15 protein-coding genes and 1 rRNA gene are annotated in these 16,320 nt (G+C 71.6%); 2 read left to right on the top strand and 14 right to left on the bottom strand.

Annotated features, from left to right (window positions below; genetic code table 11):
• Positions 1-25 precede the first annotated feature (25 nt).
• From ABD883_RS10850 to clpS, 10 genes are all read right to left on the bottom strand, one after another.
• Positions 26-1,423 carry an amidase gene (locus tag ABD883_RS10850; RefSeq protein ID WP_345032057.1) on the bottom strand — a complete coding sequence of 466 codons (1,398 nt, stop codon included), beginning with the start codon at positions 1,421-1,423 and terminating at the stop codon, positions 26-28.
• Positions 1,420-3,264: a dipeptide ABC transporter ATP-binding protein gene (locus tag ABD883_RS10845; protein ID WP_137319133.1), complete on the bottom strand. Its 1,845-nt coding sequence runs from the start codon at positions 3,262-3,264 to the stop codon at positions 1,420-1,422. The genes ABD883_RS10850 and ABD883_RS10845 overlap by 4 nt, the downstream gene beginning before the upstream one ends.
• Before the next feature lies 1 nt (position 3,265).
• Entirely contained in the window at positions 3,266-4,312 is a 1,047-nt protein-coding gene (locus ABD883_RS10840) for an ABC transporter permease (protein WP_137319132.1), read from the bottom strand.
• Entirely contained in the window at positions 4,309-5,256 is a 948-nt protein-coding gene (locus tag ABD883_RS10835; RefSeq protein WP_137319131.1) for an ABC transporter permease, read from the bottom strand. The genes ABD883_RS10840 and ABD883_RS10835 overlap by 4 nt, the downstream gene beginning before the upstream one ends.
• A 19-nt stretch (positions 5,257-5,275) precedes the next feature.
• Positions 5,276-6,790, bottom strand: coding sequence for an ABC transporter substrate-binding protein (locus tag ABD883_RS10830; protein WP_247618788.1), 1,515 nt, complete (start codon positions 6,788-6,790; stop codon positions 5,276-5,278).
• 215 nt (positions 6,791-7,005) lie between these two features.
• Positions 7,006-7,611, bottom strand: coding sequence for an RdgB/HAM1 family non-canonical purine NTP pyrophosphatase (gene rdgB / locus ABD883_RS10825; protein WP_247618787.1), 606 nt, complete (start codon positions 7,609-7,611; stop codon positions 7,006-7,008).
• Positions 7,611-8,348 carry a ribonuclease PH gene (gene rph, locus ABD883_RS10820; protein WP_137319128.1) on the bottom strand — a complete coding sequence of 246 codons (738 nt, stop codon included), beginning with the start codon at positions 8,346-8,348 and terminating at the stop codon, positions 7,611-7,613. Before rph ends, rdgB begins: the two co-directional genes overlap by 1 nt.
• Positions 8,345-9,211 (bottom strand): MBL fold metallo-hydrolase, encoded by an 867-nt coding sequence (locus ABD883_RS10815; RefSeq protein WP_137319127.1) that lies wholly within the window; start codon positions 9,209-9,211, stop codon positions 8,345-8,347. The genes rph and ABD883_RS10815 overlap by 4 nt, the downstream gene beginning before the upstream one ends.
• Positions 9,211-9,801, bottom strand: a complete 591-nt coding sequence (locus ABD883_RS10810) for a DUF2017 domain-containing protein (protein ID WP_137319126.1) — start codon at positions 9,799-9,801, stop codon at positions 9,211-9,213. The genes ABD883_RS10815 and ABD883_RS10810 overlap by 1 nt, the downstream gene beginning before the upstream one ends.
• The gene (gene clpS / locus ABD883_RS10805; RefSeq protein WP_137319125.1) at positions 9,802-10,119 is read right to left on the bottom strand and encodes an ATP-dependent Clp protease adapter ClpS; all 318 of its coding nucleotides are present in this window, start codon (positions 10,117-10,119) and stop codon (positions 9,802-9,804) included.
• 63 nt (positions 10,120-10,182) lie between these two features.
• Here clpS and ABD883_RS10800 point away from each other — a divergent pair, with 63 nt between their 5' ends.
• The gene (locus ABD883_RS10800; RefSeq protein WP_247618785.1) at positions 10,183-11,502 is read left to right on the top strand and encodes a nicotinate phosphoribosyltransferase; all 1,320 of its coding nucleotides are present in this window, start codon (positions 10,183-10,185) and stop codon (positions 11,500-11,502) included.
• 9 nt (positions 11,503-11,511) lie between these two features.
• Here ABD883_RS10800 and ABD883_RS10795 read toward each other — a convergent pair whose 3' ends face one another.
• Both ABD883_RS10795 and ABD883_RS10790 read right to left on the bottom strand, forming a co-directional pair.
• On the bottom strand, positions 11,512-13,302 hold the full coding sequence (locus ABD883_RS10795; RefSeq protein ID WP_265809461.1) for a DEAD/DEAH box helicase: 1,791 nt from the start codon (positions 13,300-13,302) through the stop codon (positions 11,512-11,514).
• Positions 13,303-13,563, bottom strand: a complete 261-nt coding sequence (locus tag ABD883_RS10790) for a DUF3039 domain-containing protein (protein WP_137319122.1) — start codon at positions 13,561-13,563, stop codon at positions 13,303-13,305.
• A gap of 32 nt (positions 13,564-13,595) precedes the next feature.
• On the opposite strand from ABD883_RS10790, the gene ABD883_RS10785 reads away from it, so the two are divergent.
• On the top strand, positions 13,596-14,216 hold the full coding sequence (locus ABD883_RS10785; protein WP_265809460.1) for a flavin reductase family protein: 621 nt from the start codon (positions 13,596-13,598) through the stop codon (positions 14,214-14,216).
• Between the two features lie 100 nt (positions 14,217-14,316).
• Here ABD883_RS10785 and gdhA read toward each other — a convergent pair whose 3' ends face one another.
• Together gdhA and rrf are read right to left on the bottom strand one after the other, a co-directional pair.
• On the bottom strand, positions 14,317-15,654 hold the full coding sequence (gdhA, locus tag ABD883_RS10780; RefSeq protein ID WP_137320426.1) for an NADP-specific glutamate dehydrogenase: 1,338 nt from the start codon (positions 15,652-15,654) through the stop codon (positions 14,317-14,319).
• A 592-nt stretch (positions 15,655-16,246) separates the two neighbouring features.
• A 5S ribosomal RNA gene (rrf, locus tag ABD883_RS13810) occupies positions 16,247-16,320 on the bottom strand; the annotation flags it as partial.

Here is a 16,320-nt window from a genome sequence, read left to right as displayed (position 1 = left end):
CGCGCACGATGGTCCGCGGCCGCGGTCAGCCGACGGTGCGCTCCGGTGCCGCGATTTCGGCGGAGCGCTCGAACCACTCCGCGGCGGCGAGCACCCCGGCGTCGTCGAAGCGGCGGCCGGCGAGCTGCAGCCCCACGGTGCGCCCGTCGGCCGTGTACCCGGCGTTGACGCTCGCCGCCGGCTGCTCGGACATGTTGTAGGGCACGGTGAAGGAGATGTGCCCCATCGGCTGGTCGGGATCGTTGAAGGGCATCGGCCACTCCGCCGGGAACGCCGCCACCGGCGCGACCGGGGACAGCACGAGGTCGAAGGGCTCGGTCGCCGCGACGGTCGCCTGCCGCATCGTCTGGATGCTCTGGTAGCAGCGGAGCAGCTCCGCGCCGGGGACATCGGCCCCGGCGGTGCACCAGCGGGCCACATAGGGCAGGATCCGGCGCTGGTCCTCGATGTCGAGGCCGTGGTAGTCGACCCAGGAGCGCACCCGCCAGAACCGGTCGACGTCGACGAGCAGCTCCTCGGACATGAACGGTGCGATCCGGGTCACCTGCGCCCCGGCGTCCGCGAAGCGCTGCGCGGCGGCATCGACGGCGGCGGCCACCTCCGGGTCGGTGGGCATGCCGCACCCCGCCTCGGTGTGCACCGCGACGCGCAGGCCACTGACGGAGAAGTCCGGCACCCGGTAGTCCCCCGAGTAGGGCGGGAGCTGCGAGTAGTCGCGCGCATCGGGCCGCCCGATCACGGTCATCGCCGCGCGCAGGTCGTCGACCGTGCGGGCCAGCGGCCCGGCGCAGCGGCCCAGGTAGGGGGCATCGAGCGGGATCCGACCGAAGCTCGGCTTGAGGGTGGCGAGACCGAGCCAGGTGCCGGGGAGCCGGATCGAGCCGCCGATGTCGGAGCCGATGTGGATCGGCCCGTAGCCGGCGGCGGCCGCCGCACCCGCCCCGGAGGACGAGCCGCCGGTGGTGAGGGCCGGGTCGAGCGGGGACCGGGTGATCCCGTGCCGGGAGGACACCCCGGAGGACAGCATCCCCCAGTCGGGCATCACCGTGGAGCCGACGATGATCGCCCCGGCCTCCTCCAGCCGCTCGGTGATGGGAGCGTCGTGGTCGGCGGGCTGCGGGTCGCCGGCGGCGTGACCCGAGGGCATCGCCACACCCTTCCGGGCGATGTTCTCCTTGATCGTCACCGGCACCCCGTCGAGCGCGCCGCGGGGCTGCCCGGAGCGCCAGCGGGCGCCGGATTCCTCCGCCCGGGAGCGCGCGGCGGCGAGGTCCTCGTGCCACAGCGCGTTGATCGTCGGTTCGCACGCGGCGATCCGTTCGGCGACCGCGTCGAGCACCTCGCCCGGGGAGAAGTCGCCGGCCTGGTAGCCGGAGCCGAGCTCCGCGGTGGAGAGGTCGGCGAGAGTGCGGGGGAAGGTCATGGTCGCTCCCTGGGGTCGGATCCGGCGTCGGCGAAGACTGCCGCGAGGGTCGGGGTGGCGGCGACGAGGTCGGCCGTGTACGGGTGCTGGGGGTCGGTGTAGATCTCCTCGACGGGGCCGGACTCCACGATCTCCCCGCCGCGCATCACCGCGACGTCGGAGCACAGGTGGCGCACGACTCCGAGGTCGTGGGAGACGAACACCAGTGTGAGCGCGTACTCCTCGACGAGGTCGGTGAGCAGGTTGAGCACCTGCGCGCGGACGGAGACGTCGAGTGCGGACACCGGTTCGTCGGCGACGAGGATCCGCGGTCGGCACACGAGTGCGCGTGCGATCGAGATACGCTGCCGCTGCCCGCCGGAGAACTGGTGCGGGTAGCGCTGCGCGGAATCGGCGTCGAGGCCCACCGCCTGCAGCACGTCGGCGACGCGGGAGCGCCGCTCGCCGGCGGCGACGCCCATCGGGACGAGCGGCTCGGCGATGATGTCGGCCACCCGCATGCGGGGGTCGAGGGAGGCGAAGGGATCCTGGAACACGATCTGCAGATCCTCGCGCATCCGGCGCAGCTCGGCTTCCCCGGCGGAACCGACCTCGACGTCGCCCACGCGCACGCGCCCGCTCGTCGGGGTGTCGAGCCCGGACAGGATCTTGAGCAGGGTGGATTTGCCGGAGCCGGACTCGCCGACGATCCCGAACCGTCGGCCGGCGGGGATCGAGAGCGAGATCCCGCCGAGCGCGGGCACCTCGTCGGCGCGTCCGAACAGCGAGGACTTGGTCCGCCGGTAGGTCTTGACGAGGTCGGTGACCTCGATGAGCGGCGCATCGGGATCGGCCGAGGTGCCCACTCCCCCGCGCGTCGCCTCGCCGGCCGGAGTGCTCGTCGCCGCGCCTGTCGTGCGGCCCGGGTCGCTGTCCGTATCGCTGCCCGCCTCGGCGCCGGAGTGGTACTGCGCGGCGGTGGCAATGGTGAACAGGCGGCCGCGTGCGTCGGTGGCGGTGAGGTCGGAGGCGGCGAGGAGTCCGCGCGTGTACTCGTGCTGGGGGTCGGTGAAGATCTGTTCGCTCGTCCCGGACTCGACGAGCTCCCCGCGGTACATCACCATGACCCGCTCGCACACCCCGGCGACGACGGCGAGGTCGTGGGTGATGAACAGCAGCCCGGTGTTCTCCCTCTCGACCGCCTCGCCGATGAGTTCGAGGACCTGCGCCTGGACGGTGACGTCGAGCGCGGTGGTCGGCTCATCGCAGATGAGCAGGCGGGGCGAGTTCGCCAGTGCCATGGCGAGCATGACGCGTTGGCGCTGGCCGCCGGAGAGCTGGTGCGGGAAGGCGCGCGCGGCGGCTGCGGGGTCGGGCAGCCGGACGCTGTCGAGCAGCTCGACGGCGCGCTCCCGGGCGCGTGCGGCACCGGCGGTGCGGTGGATGCGCATGACCTCGGCGACCTGGTCGCCCACCCGCATGAGCGGGTTGAGGGCGCTCATCGGCTCCTGGAACACCATGCTCATCTCCCGGCCGCGGAGCCGGGCGAGCTGCGATTCGGACTGCTGCAGCAGGTTGCCGGAGCCGCCTGCGAGCGCGATCGAGCCGCGCGCGGTGAGCTCCTGGGGCAGCAGGCCCATGATCGCCTGCGAGGTCAGCGATTTGCCCGACCCGGATTCCCCGATCAGCCCGACGCGCTCGCCGGCGCCGATGGCGAACGAGGTGGGGTGGAGCAGGGTGCGCCCGCCGGCGCTGATCGTCAGGTCCTCGACGGCGACGAGCGGTGCGTCCGCTGTGCTGTCCGTCGTCGCGGGGCCGCCGTTCGCGGTGTCGCGGGCCGCGGGTGTGTGCGGTGTGCTCATCTCACTCCCGTCCTCGGAGCTTGGGGTCCATCCGGTCGCGCAGTCCGTCGCCCAGCAGGTTGAAGCCGAGCACGGCGATCGCGATGAACAGGCCGGGGAACAGTGCGAGCTCCGGCCGGGTGCCGAGGAACTGCTGGGACTCCTGGAGCATCCGGCCCCAGGACGGGGTGGGTGCCTGGGTGCCGAGGCCCAGGAACGACAGGCCGGCCTCGGCGAGCACGGCGAGCGCGAACGCGACCGAGCCCTGGACGACGACCATCCCGGCGATGTTCGGCAGCACGTGGCGCGCGGCGATCGCCGGCGCACGCCGGTTCGCAGCGCGCGCGGCCATGACGTACTCGGTGCTCATCACCTGCATCGTGCCCGAGCGGGCGACGCGGGCGAACCCCGGGATCGAGGCGATGCCGAGCGCCACCATCGCCGGTCCCGTGCCCGGCCCGTAGACCGCGGAGAACACGATCGCGAGCAGGAGCGCCGGGAACGCGAGCAGGAGGTCGTTGCCGCGCATGATGAGCCCGGAGAGGATCCCGCTGTTCGTCATCCCGGCGATGATGCCCAGCGGTACGCCGATGAGCATCGCGATCGCGACGGACACGATGCCCACGAGCAGGGTGATCCGGGAGCCGTACATGATCCAGGTGAAGGTGTCGCGGCCGTACCGGTCGGTGCCGAACCAGTGGTCCCCCGTCATCCCCTGCAGGCGGTCGTCCGGGACGGCCTGCGTCGGGTCGTACGGGGTCCACAGGTAGGACACGAGCGCCATGAGGACGACGATCCCGACGAGCACCACCCCGATGACGAGCGAGGCGTTCCAGCCGACCCGCTGCCGGGCGGGCGCCGCCGGGCCGGTCGGATCGGTGCTGTCCGGGTCGGTGCCGTCCGGGGCCGTGCGGTGCTGGTCCGCGCCGTGCTGGTCGGTGCTGCGAGGGTCGTTCCCGTTCGGGATCGGACTGCGCGGAGCTGACCCGGCCGTCGCGGCGGGAGCGGTGCGCGCCGCCGCCGACGGTTCGGGAGCGGCGGGGTCCGGGTGCTGCGGTTCGGGGGTCATGCGGCCCTCCTGACACGCGGGTCGAGCACGCTGTAGAGGAGATCGACGATGAGGTTGAGGAGCAGGACGAGGACGACGAGCACCATGACGATGCCCTGCACCGTGAGGAGGTCGCGGTTGGACACGGCGCGGACGAGCTCGGAGCCCATCCCCGGCAGCACGAACACCTGTTCGATGACGACGGCGCCGATGAGCAGCGTGGCCAGCTGCACGCCGGCGACGGTGACGACCGGGATCGCGGCGTTGCGCAGGCCGTGCTTGACGAGCGCGCGGCCGGCGGTGAGCCCCTTGGCGCGGGCGGTGCGGAGGAAGTCCTCGCGCATGACCTCGAGCACGGCCGAGCGCACGTAGCGGGTGAGGATCGCGGCCTGCACGAGCGCGAGCGCGGTGACGGGCAGGACGAGCCGCTCGAGGAACTCCCCGATCCCCTCGATCGGGGCCCGCCAGCCGCTCGACGGGAACCAGCCGAGGCCGAGCGAGAAGATCATCACCAGGATGATCGCGGCGAGGAAGTTCGGGATCGCGATGCCCACCTGCGAGGCGCCGGAGATCGCCACGCCGGCGGCACGGTTGTGGAACACCGCGGCGGCGGTGCCGAGCGGCACCGCGATGAGCAGCGCGAGCGCCATCGAGGCGATGACGACGATGAGCGTGACCTGGATCGAGTCCGAGATCACCGGGGTGATGTCGGCCTCGGTGACGTAGGAGCGGCCGAAGTCGCCGATGACGACCCCGCCGATCCAGTCGAGGTACTGGACGACGAGGGGGCGGTCGAGCCCGTACTCGGCCTCGAGCCGGGCGACCGCCTCGGGTGTGGCGTTCGTGCCGAGCGCCACCTGCGCGGCGTTGCCGGGCAGCACCTGCATGAGGGCGAACACGATGATCGAGGCGATCCAGGCGGTGAGGAGGAACTGGAGCACCCGGACGAGGACATAGCGCAGCATCGGTGTCAGGATCCCGCCGTCAGCTCCACGAGAGCGTGGCGATCGGGAACGCGTCGGACACCCAGTTCTCCGGCAGGCCCTGCACCGCGGGGTCGGCGACGATGAGGTTGGGGAAGAGGAAGGCGAAGCCGGCTCCGGCGTCCTCGGTGATCGTCCGGGCGACCTCCTTCATGCCCTCGACGTACTCCTCCTCGGTGCCGGCATCGGCCTGCGCGGCGAGCTCGTCGATCCGGGTGTGGTCGTAGCCGGTGTAGGACCCCTCGCCGAACACGGTGAGGATGTCGCGTGCCTCGACGTGGTTGATCACCGACATGTCGTAGTCGTGGTTGGTGAAGGTCCGGTCGAGCCACACCGCCGGGAACTCCTGGGACTCGATCGTCGCCGACAGACCGGCCTCCTCGAGCTGGGACACGACGATGTCGCCGATCGCGGTGGCGTACGGGAGGTTGGGCACCGCGAAGCGGATCTCCTCGCCGGCGATCCCGGCCTCCTCGACGAGCTCCTGGGCCTTCTCCACGTCGTGCTCCCACACCCCGGTGAGGTCCTCGTAGTAGGGGTCGGTGGGCGGCACCATGCCGCCGATGAGCGTGCCGTAGCCGCCCCAGGCGGTGTCGAGGATCGTCTGCTCGTCGATCGCGTAGAGGACCGCCTCGCGCGCCTTCTGGTCGGCGAACACGCCGTCGGCGTTGTTCATCGAGAGCACGACCTCACCGTTCGAGGTCCCCTCGATGACCTGGAACTCGGTGGACTCGAGCTCGCCGGCGAGCTCGGGGGCCTGGAGGTTGCCGATGACGTCGACCTCCCCCGAGCGCAGCGCATTCGTCGCGGCGACGGAGTCGCGGAAGTACTTGAAGGTGACCTCCTCGAGCGCCGGGGCCTCGCCCCAGTAGTCGTCGCGGGCGTCGAACACGATCTCCTGGCCGCGGGTGAAGGCCGAGACCTCGAAGGGTCCGGTGCCGACGGCCTGGTTCGCGAGGTCGTTGACGGCGTCCTCGCTGAACACCGCACCGACGAGCGAGGCGAGGTCGAACAGCCAGCGGTTCGAGGGCTGGGTGAGCGTGATCGTCACGGTGGAGTCGTCGGGCGTCTCGATGCTCTCGACGATGTCCATCTTCGTCTTGAGCTGGTTCTGCCAGGCGTCGGACTTCACGCGCTCGTACGAGAACTTGACGTCGGAGGAGGTGAACTCGTCCCCGTTGGAGAACGTCACCCCGTCCTGCAGGTCGAAGGTGTACTCGGTCCGGTCCTCGCTGACCTCCCAGCTCGTCGCGAGCGCGGGCTGGAGCTCACCGGACTGGTCGATCCGCACGAGCGATTCGTAGACGTTCTCCATGAGCGCCTGCGGGATGGCGGCACCGGCTGTCGTGGTGAAGTCGAGGTTGACCGGCTCCGCGGTGTGCGCGACGACCATGTCGGTGCGGGACTCGCCGCCCTCGCCCTCACTCGTGCTGCTCGCGCCGGCGCTGCATGCGCTCGCGGTGAGCGCGATCGCGGCGGCGGCCGCCAGGGTTCCGATGACGCGACGATGTCCCATGGATCTCCTCATTCTCACTGTGCCCGCGGCGATGCCGCCGCTGCCGGGCGCACCCGAGTGCCGAACGATCGTTCGGCCAGTCTGGATCACAGTGTAGCGGAGATCACGTCCTGGTCAGCAGGGTGATCGCAGAATGTCGGGCCGCCGCCGGCGCTCGCCGTGCGGACAGTCGACGCCCGCCGTCCGGACGGTGTGGGCAGGCGGCCGGCGCAGCCTCAGCGCAGCGCCGGCGGGAGGTCCGCGGCGAGAGCGGTGAGAGCGAGGAACCGGTGGGACCGGGCGTTCTTCTCCGCCGCGGTGAGCTCTGCGGCGGTGCGCTCCTCGCCCTCGGGGACGAAGATCGGGTCGTAGCCGAAGCCGTTGTCCCCGCGCGGCGAGCGGATGAGGCGGCCGGTGAACCGGCCCCGGTGCACCCGCTCCGCCCCGTCGGGTCCGACGTAGGCCGCGGCGCACACGAAGGCCGCGCCGCGGTGCTCATCGGGCACGTCGGCGAGCTGGTCGAGGAGCAGCCGGAGGTTCGCGGCGTCGTCGCCGTGGCGGCCGGCCCAGCGGGCGGAGAAGATCCCGGGCGCCCCGCCGAGCACGTCGACGGCGAGCCCGGAGTCGTCGGCGATCGCCGGCAGCCCGGAGGCCGCGGCCGCCGAGTGCGCCTTGAGCAGGGCGTTGGCCTCGAAGGTCACGCCGGTCTCGGCGACCTCGGGCAGGTCGAGGTCGGCAGCGGTGAGCACCTCGACGTCCTCGCCCAGCGCCTGCCCCAGGATCGCGGCGAGCTCGACCCGCTTCTTCTCGTTGCGGGTCGCGAGCACGAAGCGCCGGGTCATCAGCGCTCCAGCGGGGCGGCGAGCGCGGTGCGCTGGATCTCGGTGAGCCGGGCGCAGCCGGTGGTCGCGAGGTCGAGCATGGTGCCGAGCTCGGTGCGGTCGAACGGCGCGCCCTCGGCGGTGCCCTGCACCTCGACGAAGGCGCCGGAGCCGGTCATCACGACGTTCATGTCGGTCTGCGCGGTGGAGTCCTCGACATAGGGCAGGTCGAGGACCGCGGTGCCGTCGACGATCCCCACGCTCACCGCGGCGACGGAGTCGGTGAGCGGGTCGACCGCGGCGGGGATCCAGCCGCGACTGCGGCCGGTGGAGATCGCATCGGCGAGCGCGACGTAGGCCCCGGTGATCGCCGCGGTGCGGGTGCCGCCGTCGGCCTGGAGCACGTCGCAGTCGAGCTGCAGGGTGTTCTCCCCGAGCGCCTTCATGTCGACCACCGCGCGCAGCGCGCGGCCGATGAGGCGGGAGATCTCGTGCGTCCGGCCGCCGACCTTGCCCTTGATCGATTCGCGCGCGCTGCGGGTGTTCGTGGCGCGCGGGAGCATCGCGTACTCAGCGGTCACCCAGCCGCGTCCCTGGCCCTTGAGCCAGCGGGGCACGCCCTCGGTGAGTGAAGCCGCGCAGAGCACCCGGGTGCGCCCGAACTCGACGAGCACGCTCCCCTCCGCATGGTCGAGCCAGCCGCGGGTGATCCGCACCTCGCGCAGCTCGTCGACTGCGCGTCCGTCGGGTCGTGTCATCGGGTCTCCTCGAAGGTGGGCCGGCCGGCGGCCGGGATGGGGTCGATGGTCCAGGCGCCGCCGGGGGCGGCGACGCCGATCGGGCCGGCGAATTCGGCCGCGGCTTCGGCGCGCACGGTCCCGGTGTCGGTCCACGGCGGGATGTGGGTGAGGACGAGCGCCCGTGCCGCGGCCGCGGTCGCGACCCGGCCGGCGCGCAGGCCCGTGAGGTGGATGCCGCGCACCGTGTCGCGGTCCTCCTGGAACGCCGCCTCGCACAGGAACACGTCGGCGTCCCGGGCGGCGGCGACGAGCGCCTCGCACTCGTCGGAGTCCCCGGAGTAGGTGAGCACGCCGCCGTCGGGCCCGGTGACCCGCAGGGCGTAGGCCTCCACCGGGTGATCGACGAGGAAGGACTCGATCGCGAAGGGCCCCACCTCGAAGCGGGCCCCGGGCGTGATGTCGTGGAAGGCGAACACCGTGGTGAGGTCGGTCTCGTGCGCCTGCTCGGCGCACGGGCTCAGCCCCGGGTCGGTGTGGTAGGCCGCGGCGAGCCGCCGCTCGGTGCCGGCCGGCCCCCACACCGGGAGCGGGGCGCGCCCGCCGCCGGGTTCCCCGGTGGTGAAGAAGTGATCGGGGTCGTAGCAGCGATGGACGTAGAGGCCGGTGACGTCGAGGCAGTGGTCCGGGTGGAGGTGGGTGAGGACGACGGCGTCGATCTGGGCCGGAGAGCAGTGGGCCTGGAGCGCGCCCAGCGCACCGCTGCCGAGGTCGAGCAGGATCCGGTGCGTGCGGCCGCCCGCCTCGGCTTCGAGGAGGTAGCAGCTCGCCGCCGAGGTGGGTCCGGGGAACGAGCCCGAGGTGCCGATCGCGGTGAGCCGCATCAGGGGTCCTCTTTCTCGGGTGGGGTGAGGGAGTCGAGCAGGATCCCGGCCAGGCGCTCCTGCGCCCAGGTCAGGAAGTCGTACACGGTGACGAGCATCGCCTCGCTGTCGGGCAGCTCCTCCTCGCGGGCGTAGAGGTCCTCGAGGTCGGCGTCGGTCTCGAGACCGAGCCGGCTCGCGACGACGAGCCGCACATCGGTGAGCGCGGTCAGCCATGCGCGCTGCGCGGGACCGTCGAGCTCGACGCGGCCGCTCGCCCCGAGCGAGTGGAGGGCGATCCGGAGATTGGCGAGCTTGGACTCGCGGAGGTCGAGGTCGGTGAGGCGGCGGAACTCCGCGGAGCGCTCGGGATCGTCGGGGTCGACGTCGGGCAGGAGCCGCAGGAGTGCGGGGTCGGTGGGGCGCTCGACCTCGCCGCCCATCCCGACGAGCCGGGCGAGCTGCTCGGCCTCGCTGAGCTCACCGGCGTCCCGTCCCTCGTCATGGCCGAGCAGGGCGGCGGTGTCGGAGAACACGGAGACGAAGACGCTCTTCTCCGCGCTGCTGAGATCGAGGCGGGCGGTGCCGCGGGGTCCGGGGGTGATCTTCACTCAGGAGTCTCCCTGGTCGGCCCGGCGACAGGCGGCCCACAGGCCGAACCCGTGCATCGCCGCGGTGTCGCGCTCCATCTGCTCGCGGGAGCCGGTGGCGACGACGGAGCGGCCGTCCTCGTGGACCTCGTACATGAGCTTCTCCGACTTGAGGCGGGAGTAGCCGAAGTAGCTCTGGAAGACGTAGGTGACATAGCTCATGAGATTGACCGGATCGTTGAACACGATGGTCACCCAGGGGGTCTCCGGCCGGGTCCCGGTCCGGACCTCGACCTCAGGTTCCAGTACGGCCTGGGAGCCCGCGGAGGTGGATGTCACCCGTCCACTGTAAGCGATCCCGCGCAGCTCGACGGCCCGGAAGTGTGCAATAGGATCGTCCTTATGAGTGATCTCACACCCTCGTCGCCGTCGACGGCGCTGTTCACCGACCACTACGAGCTCACCATGCTCCAGGCCGCGCTCGCCGCGGGCACCGCGCAGCGACGCAGCGTGTTCGAGGTGTTCGGCAGACGGCTGCCGCACGGTCGCCGCTACGGTGTGGTCGCCGGCACCGGTCGGATCCTCGAGATGCTCCGGGACTTCCGCTTCACGGGTGAAGAGATCGACTTCCTCCGCAGCACGGGCGTCGTCGACGCCCCCACCCTCGACTGGCTCGCCGACTACCGGTTCAGCGGCACGATCCGCGGCTACGCCGAGGGCGAGGTCTATTTCCCCGGATCGCCGCTGCTGTCCGTGGAATCGAGCTTCGCCGAGGGCGTCGTGCTCGAGACCCTCATCCTGTCCGCCCTCAACTACGACACCGCGGTGGCCTCGGCGGCCTCCCGGATGAGCGGCGCCGCCGGGGACCGGCCGTGCGCGGAGATGGGCTCGCGCCGCACCCATGAGGCCGCCGCCGTCGCCGCCGCGCGCGCCGCCGTCATCGCCGGTTTCGCATCGACGTCGAACCTCGAGGCCGGGCGCCGCTACGGCCTGCGCACGATCGGCACCTCGGCCCATTCCTTCACCCTCCTCCACGACACCGAGCGGCAGGCCTTCGCCGCCCAGGTGGACTCGCTCGGGAAGGACACGATCCTCCTCCTCGACACCTACGACGTCGACACCGCGCTCGACACCGCGATCGAGATCGCCGGCCCGGAGCTCGGCGGGGTGCGGCTCGACTCCGGCGACCTCGGGATCCAGGCCCACGAGGTGCGCGAGAAGCTCGACGCGCGGGGGGCGCGGAACACCAAGATCACCGTGACGAGCGATCTCGACGAGTACGCGATCGCCGCGCTGCAGGCCGCCCCGGTCGACGCCTACGGGGTCGGCACCCGCGTGGTCACCGGCTCCGGCGCACCGACGGCGAGTCTCGTCTACAAGCTCGTCGCACGCCAGGGAGCCGAAGGCACCTGGGTATCGGTGGAGAAGGCGTCGAAGTCCAAGGCCTCGCACGGCGGCATCAAGCAGGCGGTGCGCAGCTACGACGGGTCGATCGCGACCGAGGAGTCGATCGGCGTTCCCGCTCTCCCGGCGGACTTCGACGGCCGGGCGCTGCTCGTCGACCTCGTCGTCGACGGGGAGATCGACGACGCGTTCACCGGGGCCGAGGGCGTGCGCCGCGCGCAGGTGCGGCACGCGGAGTCCGTCGGCGAGCTGCCGCGCTCGGCGCACCGCCTGCAGGACGGCGAGCCGGCGATCCCCACGGTGTACTACTCCGGCTGAGCCGCCGGCTCAGGAGCGGCCGACGAACCAGGCCTGGAGCTTCTTGATCCGGGCCTGGATCTGTGCGCGGCTCGCCTGCGCGACCGCCGGCCCGCCGCAGGCGGCGCGGAGCTCGACGTGGATCTTGCCGTGCGGCTTGCCCGTACGGCGCGCCCAGGCGCCGACGAGGCTCTGCAGCTGGTTCCGCTCCTCCTTGAGCGCGCGGTGCTCGAGCTCGTCGCCGGTGTCGGCGACCGGCCCGGGTCCGGCCCCGTTGGTCTTGCGCTTCGTCTGCTCGGCCTGGCGGGTGCGCAGCAGCGCGGTGACCTGGTCGGGTTCGAGCAGGCCGGGCAGGCCGATGAAGTCGAGCTCGTCGTCCGAGCCGACCGCTCCCCCGGCGCCGAACTCGCCGCCGTCGAACAGCACCCGATCGAACGACGCCTGTGCGTCGAGGGCCTCGAAGGCCCCGAGCAGGTCGTCGGGGGCGGACTCCGACTGATTGGCGCGCTCGAGCGCCTCGTCGTCGAAGGTCACCGTGCCGTCGTCGTCGGGGTCCGGCTTCCGATCGAGCGCGTGGTCGCGCTCGGCCTCGAGCTGGTTGGCCAGTGCGAGGAGGATCGGCACGCTTGGGAGGAAGATCGAGGCGGTCTCCCCACGCCGCCGGGCGCGCACGAAGCGGCCGATCGCCTGCGCGAAGAACAGCGGGGTCGAAGAGGAGGTGGCATACACGCCGACGGCGAGCCGCGGCACGTCGACGCCCTCGGACACCATCCGCACGGCGACCATCCAGCGGCGCTCGGAGTCCTGGAACTCCTCGATCCGCCGGCTCGCTCCGGCCTCGTCGGACAGGACGACGGTGACCGGCTCCCCGGTCAGCTCCGTGAGGCGCTTCGCATAGGCGCGCGCGGTCTCCTGATCGGTGGCGATGACGAGCCCGCCGGCGTCGGGGACGGTGCGGCGGACCTCGGTGAGGCGCCGGTCCGCGGCGGTGAGCACGGCGGGGATCCATTCGCCCCTGGGGTCGAGCGCGGTGCGCCAGGCCTGGGCGTGGATGTCCTTCGTCGCCTCGGCGCCGAGCACCGCCGACATCTCGTCGCCGGTCTTCGTCCGCCAGCGCATCTGGCCGGAGTACGTCATGAAGATCACCGGGCGCACCACGCCGTCGCTGAGCGCCCGGGAGTAGCCGTAGGAGTAGTCCGACTGGGAGGTGCGGATGCCCTCGTCGTCGGGCGCGTACTCGACGAACGGGATCGCCGAGGTGTCGGAGCGGAAGGGCGTGCCGGTGAGCGACAGCCGGCGCCGGGCGGGCTCGAAGGCCTCCCGGATCGCCTCGCCCCAGGACAGGCTGTCGCCGGCGTGGTGGATCTCGTCGAGGATGACGAGGGTGCGCGCGGCCGCGGTCCGGTTGTGGTGGAGCACCGGCTTCGCCGCGACCTGCGCGTAGGTCACCGCCACACCGTGGAAGCCGACGCCGTGGCGGCCCTGGCTGTTCTTGAAGTGCGGGTCGAGCCGGATGCCCACGCGCCCGGCGGCGTCGGCCCACTGCGTCTTGAGGTGCTCGGTGGGCGCGACGACGGTCACCCGGTCGACCTTCTGCTGGGCGAGGAGCTCGGCGGCCAGCCGGAGGGCGAACGTCGTCTTGCCGGCGCCGGGCGTGGCGACGGCGAGGAAGTCGCGCGGTTCGGTGCGGAAGTACTGCTCCAGGGCCTCGGCCTGCCAGGCACGCAGCTTGCCCGCTGTTCCCCACGCGGCGCGTTCGGGGAAGGCGGGTGGCAGGTGCTCTGCCGCTGAGGTTCCCGGGACCCTCTGCGGACCCGTCATCTACTCCTGGGGTCCTTCGGGCATCGTCTCGAAGATCTCCTTGCACTTGGGGCACACCGGGAACCGCTCGGGATCACGGGTGGGCACCCACACCTTGCCGCACAGCGCGATGAGCGGGGTGCCGGTGACCATGGACTCCATGATCTTCGCCTTGGGTGCGTAGTGGGAGAAGCGCTCGTGGTCGCCGGGCTCGACGAGCTGCTCCTGGGCCTGGCGCTCGATCGTGGCGGCGCCGCCGGACTGCGGAATGGTTTCGGACATGCCCCCATTCTAGGACTCCTAGACTGGAGTGCATGTCCGACGACCCTCGCCCCGCACCCGCCGGCGGCCCGTCCGCCGCACCCGCCGACCCGTCTCCGGCGTCCCCGGAGGCGCGCCTACCAGGCCGTTCCGCGTCCGTCGGGGACCCGGGGTTCGTCGACGCCTACCGGGGTCTGGCCGCGGAGATCTCCCGGAGTGTCGCGGTTCTCACATGCCTGCGCGCCGGGAAACCGCAGGCGATCACCGTCGACTCGTTCCTCGACGTGTCATGGGACCCGCCGACGATGGCGGTGAGCGTGTACAGCGGCTCGCGGATGATGGAGGCGCTCGAGCGCGCCGACTCCTGGGCGCTCAGCGTCCTGTCCGCGCAGCAGAAGGGGACGGCGCAGTGGCTGGGCGAGCCCGGGCAGCCGCTCCACGGCGTCCTCGACCCGGTCCCGACCTTCCGCTCCCCCGGCGGGCTGCCGATCGTCGCCGAGGCGCCGGTGTGGTTCGAGCTCGCGCTGACGCAGCGGCTGGAGGTCGCCACGCACACGCTCATCGTCGGCGAGGTCCGGGCATGCGGAACGGCCGGCGCCCGGGGCACCGGCCGTCCGCTCATCCGGTTCGGGGAGGGGTACGGGACGTTCGCGCCCCGCGCCGGCTCCTCGTAGGGCTCCCGGCACCCGGGTCCCGACCGCGCCGACGCGACCGCTCGGCCCTGTTCCCTGCCTTACGGGGTCTGCGGGGAGAGGACGCCGGGCGGTACGCGGCTCAGACGACTCCCTGGGCCCGCATCGCCTCGGCGACGCGCACGAAGCCGGCGATGTTCGCCCCGGCAACGTAGTCACCGGGGGTGCCGTACTGCTCGGCGGCGGCCGCGCAGCGCTCGTGGATGCCGGACATGATCTCGTCGAGCTTGTGCTCGGTGTAGGCGAAGTCCCAGCTGTCGCGCGAGGCGTTCTGCTGCATCTCGAGGGCGCTCGTGGCCACGCCGCCGGCGTTCGCGGCCTTACCGGGGCCGAACAGCACGTTGCCCTCGGTGAAGATCCGCACGGCGGCCGGGGTGCACGGCATGTTCGCGCCCTCCGCCACGGCGACCACGCCGCCGGCGACGAGCGCCCGGGCCGAATCCTCGTCGAGCTCGTTCTGGGTGGCGCACGGCAGGGCGATGTCGGTGCTGATCTCCCACACGTTGCCGTCCTCGACGTAGCGGGCGCTCGAGCGCTGCTCCGCGTACTCGGAGATCCGCAGCCCGTCGGTGAGCTTGATCTGCTTCATGAGCGCGATGTCGATGCCCTCGCGGTCCTCGATGTAGCCCGAGGAGTCCGACATGCCGATGACCGTGGCGCCGAGCGCCTGGGCCTTCTCCGCGGCGTGGATCGCCACGTTGCCGGAGCCGGAGACGACGACGGACTTGCTGCCGAGGTCGATGCCGCGGACGGCGAGCATCTCGCGGACGAAGAACACGAGGCCGTAGCCGGTGGCCTCGGTGCGGACCATCGATCCGCCGTAGGCCAGCCCCTTGCCGGTGAGCACGCCGGCCTCGAAGCGATTGGTGATGCGGCGGAACTGGCCGAACAGATAGCCGATCTCGCGCTCGCCTACGCCGATGTCGCCGGCCGGCACGTCGGTGTACTCGCCGATGTGCCGGTAGAGCTCCGTCATGAGCGACTGGCAGAAGCGCATGATCTCGAGATCGCTGCGACCCTTGGGGTCGAAGTCGGAGCCGCCCTTACCGCCGCCGATCGGCATGCCGGTGAGCGCGTTCTTGAAGGTCTGCTCGAAGCCGAGGAACTTGATGATGCCGGAGTTCACGGTCGGGTGGAAGCGCATGCCGCCCTTGTAGGGGCCGAGCGAGGAGTTGAACTCCACGCGGTAGGCACGGTTGATCTGCACCTGGCCGCTGTCGTCGACCCAGGGCACCCGGAAGATGATCTGGCGCTCGGGTTCGCAGAGACGTTCGATCGCGGCGAGCGAGAGGTACTCGGGGTGCTTCTCGACGACGGCTCCGAGGGAGTGCAGAACCTCGTGCGCGGCCTGGTGGAACTCGGACTCGCCGGGGTTCCTCCGCAGGACGGTGTCGAAGATCGGCTGAAGACTGGTATGCAAGGACATGAGTGCAATGATATGCGGTCGACCGATTGGTCCATCACCCAGCCCATCCCCCGAGACTCCCGCCCCTCCAGAGGTCAATATCCGAAGGTTCCTGAGAGCGGAACAGCCGATCTGTGCAAGGTCACCGTGGCCGACCGGAAGCCCCGCGACCGACCCGCAGCCCGGGACGCGCCCTCAACCGCAGAGACAACGCACTGACACCGGGTAGCGCACTCGCCGGCCAGCAACGAGGGATCTTGGTGAGACGTCGGCATCCGGGGTCGAGGTGCCCGCGATGCCAAGCAGGACCGGAGCACATTCGGGGAGCCGGCAGCATCAAGGAAGACACCACGAATGCTGGGAGCTGCATCCGCGCCCCAATGGACGTGATGGGTGGCGGGACCCGCAGGGTTCACGGACCGAAGATGGTGCCGACCCCGGGGCGACGAAGGGCAGCCACCGGAACCCGCGGTTCCGGGGTCTCCTATCGGTGGGTGGTGCTTCGTGGGTGAATGCGCGAAGGCACACCCCGACCGGGGTGTGCTTGGTGGTGAATGGGCGAAGGCCCCGGAACACTGGGTTTCGGGGCCTTCGCTCGTGAAGAATATTGCGGCGGTGACTTACTCTCCCACACCCTGTCGAGTGCAGTACCATCAGCGCTGGCAGGCTTAGCTTCCGGGT

The sequence above is a fragment of the Brevibacterium pityocampae genome, assembly GCF_039541555.1.
Taxonomy (GTDB): domain Bacteria; phylum Actinomycetota; class Actinomycetes; order Actinomycetales; family Brevibacteriaceae; genus Brevibacterium; species Brevibacterium pityocampae.
Note: the sequence above shows the minus strand (reverse complement) of the source record. Positions and strands in the feature narration are given on the sequence as shown.

What these genes read in the sequence shown, in the direction of transcription:
- ABD883_RS10795 (WP_265809461.1), bottom strand. Translation starts at nt 13,302, where the DNA reads ATGACGGGTCCGCAGAGGGTCCCGGGAACCTCAGCGGCAGAGCACCTG.
- rph (WP_137319128.1), bottom strand. Translation starts at nt 8,348, where the DNA reads ATGACACGACCCGACGGACGCGCAGTCGACGAGCTGCGCGAGGTGCGG.
- rdgB (WP_247618787.1), bottom strand. Translation starts at nt 7,611, where the DNA reads ATGACCCGGCGCTTCGTGCTCGCGACCCGCAACGAGAAGAAGCGGGTC.
- ABD883_RS10850 (WP_345032057.1), bottom strand. Translation starts at nt 1,423, where the DNA reads ATGACCTTCCCCCGCACTCTCGCCGACCTCTCCACCGCGGAGCTCGGC.
- ABD883_RS10815 (WP_137319127.1), bottom strand. Translation starts at nt 9,211, where the DNA reads ATGCGGCTCACCGCGATCGGCACCTCGGGCTCGTTCCCCGGACCCACC.
- ABD883_RS10800 (WP_247618785.1), top strand. Translation starts at nt 10,183, where the DNA reads ATGAGTGATCTCACACCCTCGTCGCCGTCGACGGCGCTGTTCACCGAC.
- ABD883_RS10785 (WP_265809460.1), top strand. Translation starts at nt 13,596, where the DNA reads ATGTCCGACGACCCTCGCCCCGCACCCGCCGGCGGCCCGTCCGCCGCA.
- ABD883_RS10840 (WP_137319132.1), bottom strand. Translation starts at nt 4,312, where the DNA reads ATGACCCCCGAACCGCAGCACCCGGACCCCGCCGCTCCCGAACCGTCG.
- ABD883_RS10845 (WP_137319133.1), bottom strand. Translation starts at nt 3,264, where the DNA reads ATGAGCACACCGCACACACCCGCGGCCCGCGACACCGCGAACGGCGGC.
- ABD883_RS10835 (WP_137319131.1), bottom strand. Translation starts at nt 5,256, where the DNA reads ATGCTGCGCTATGTCCTCGTCCGGGTGCTCCAGTTCCTCCTCACCGCC.
- ABD883_RS10830 (WP_247618788.1), bottom strand. Translation starts at nt 6,790, where the DNA reads ATGGGACATCGTCGCGTCATCGGAACCCTGGCGGCCGCCGCCGCGATC.
- ABD883_RS10790 (WP_137319122.1), bottom strand. Translation starts at nt 13,563, where the DNA reads ATGTCCGAAACCATTCCGCAGTCCGGCGGCGCCGCCACGATCGAGCGC.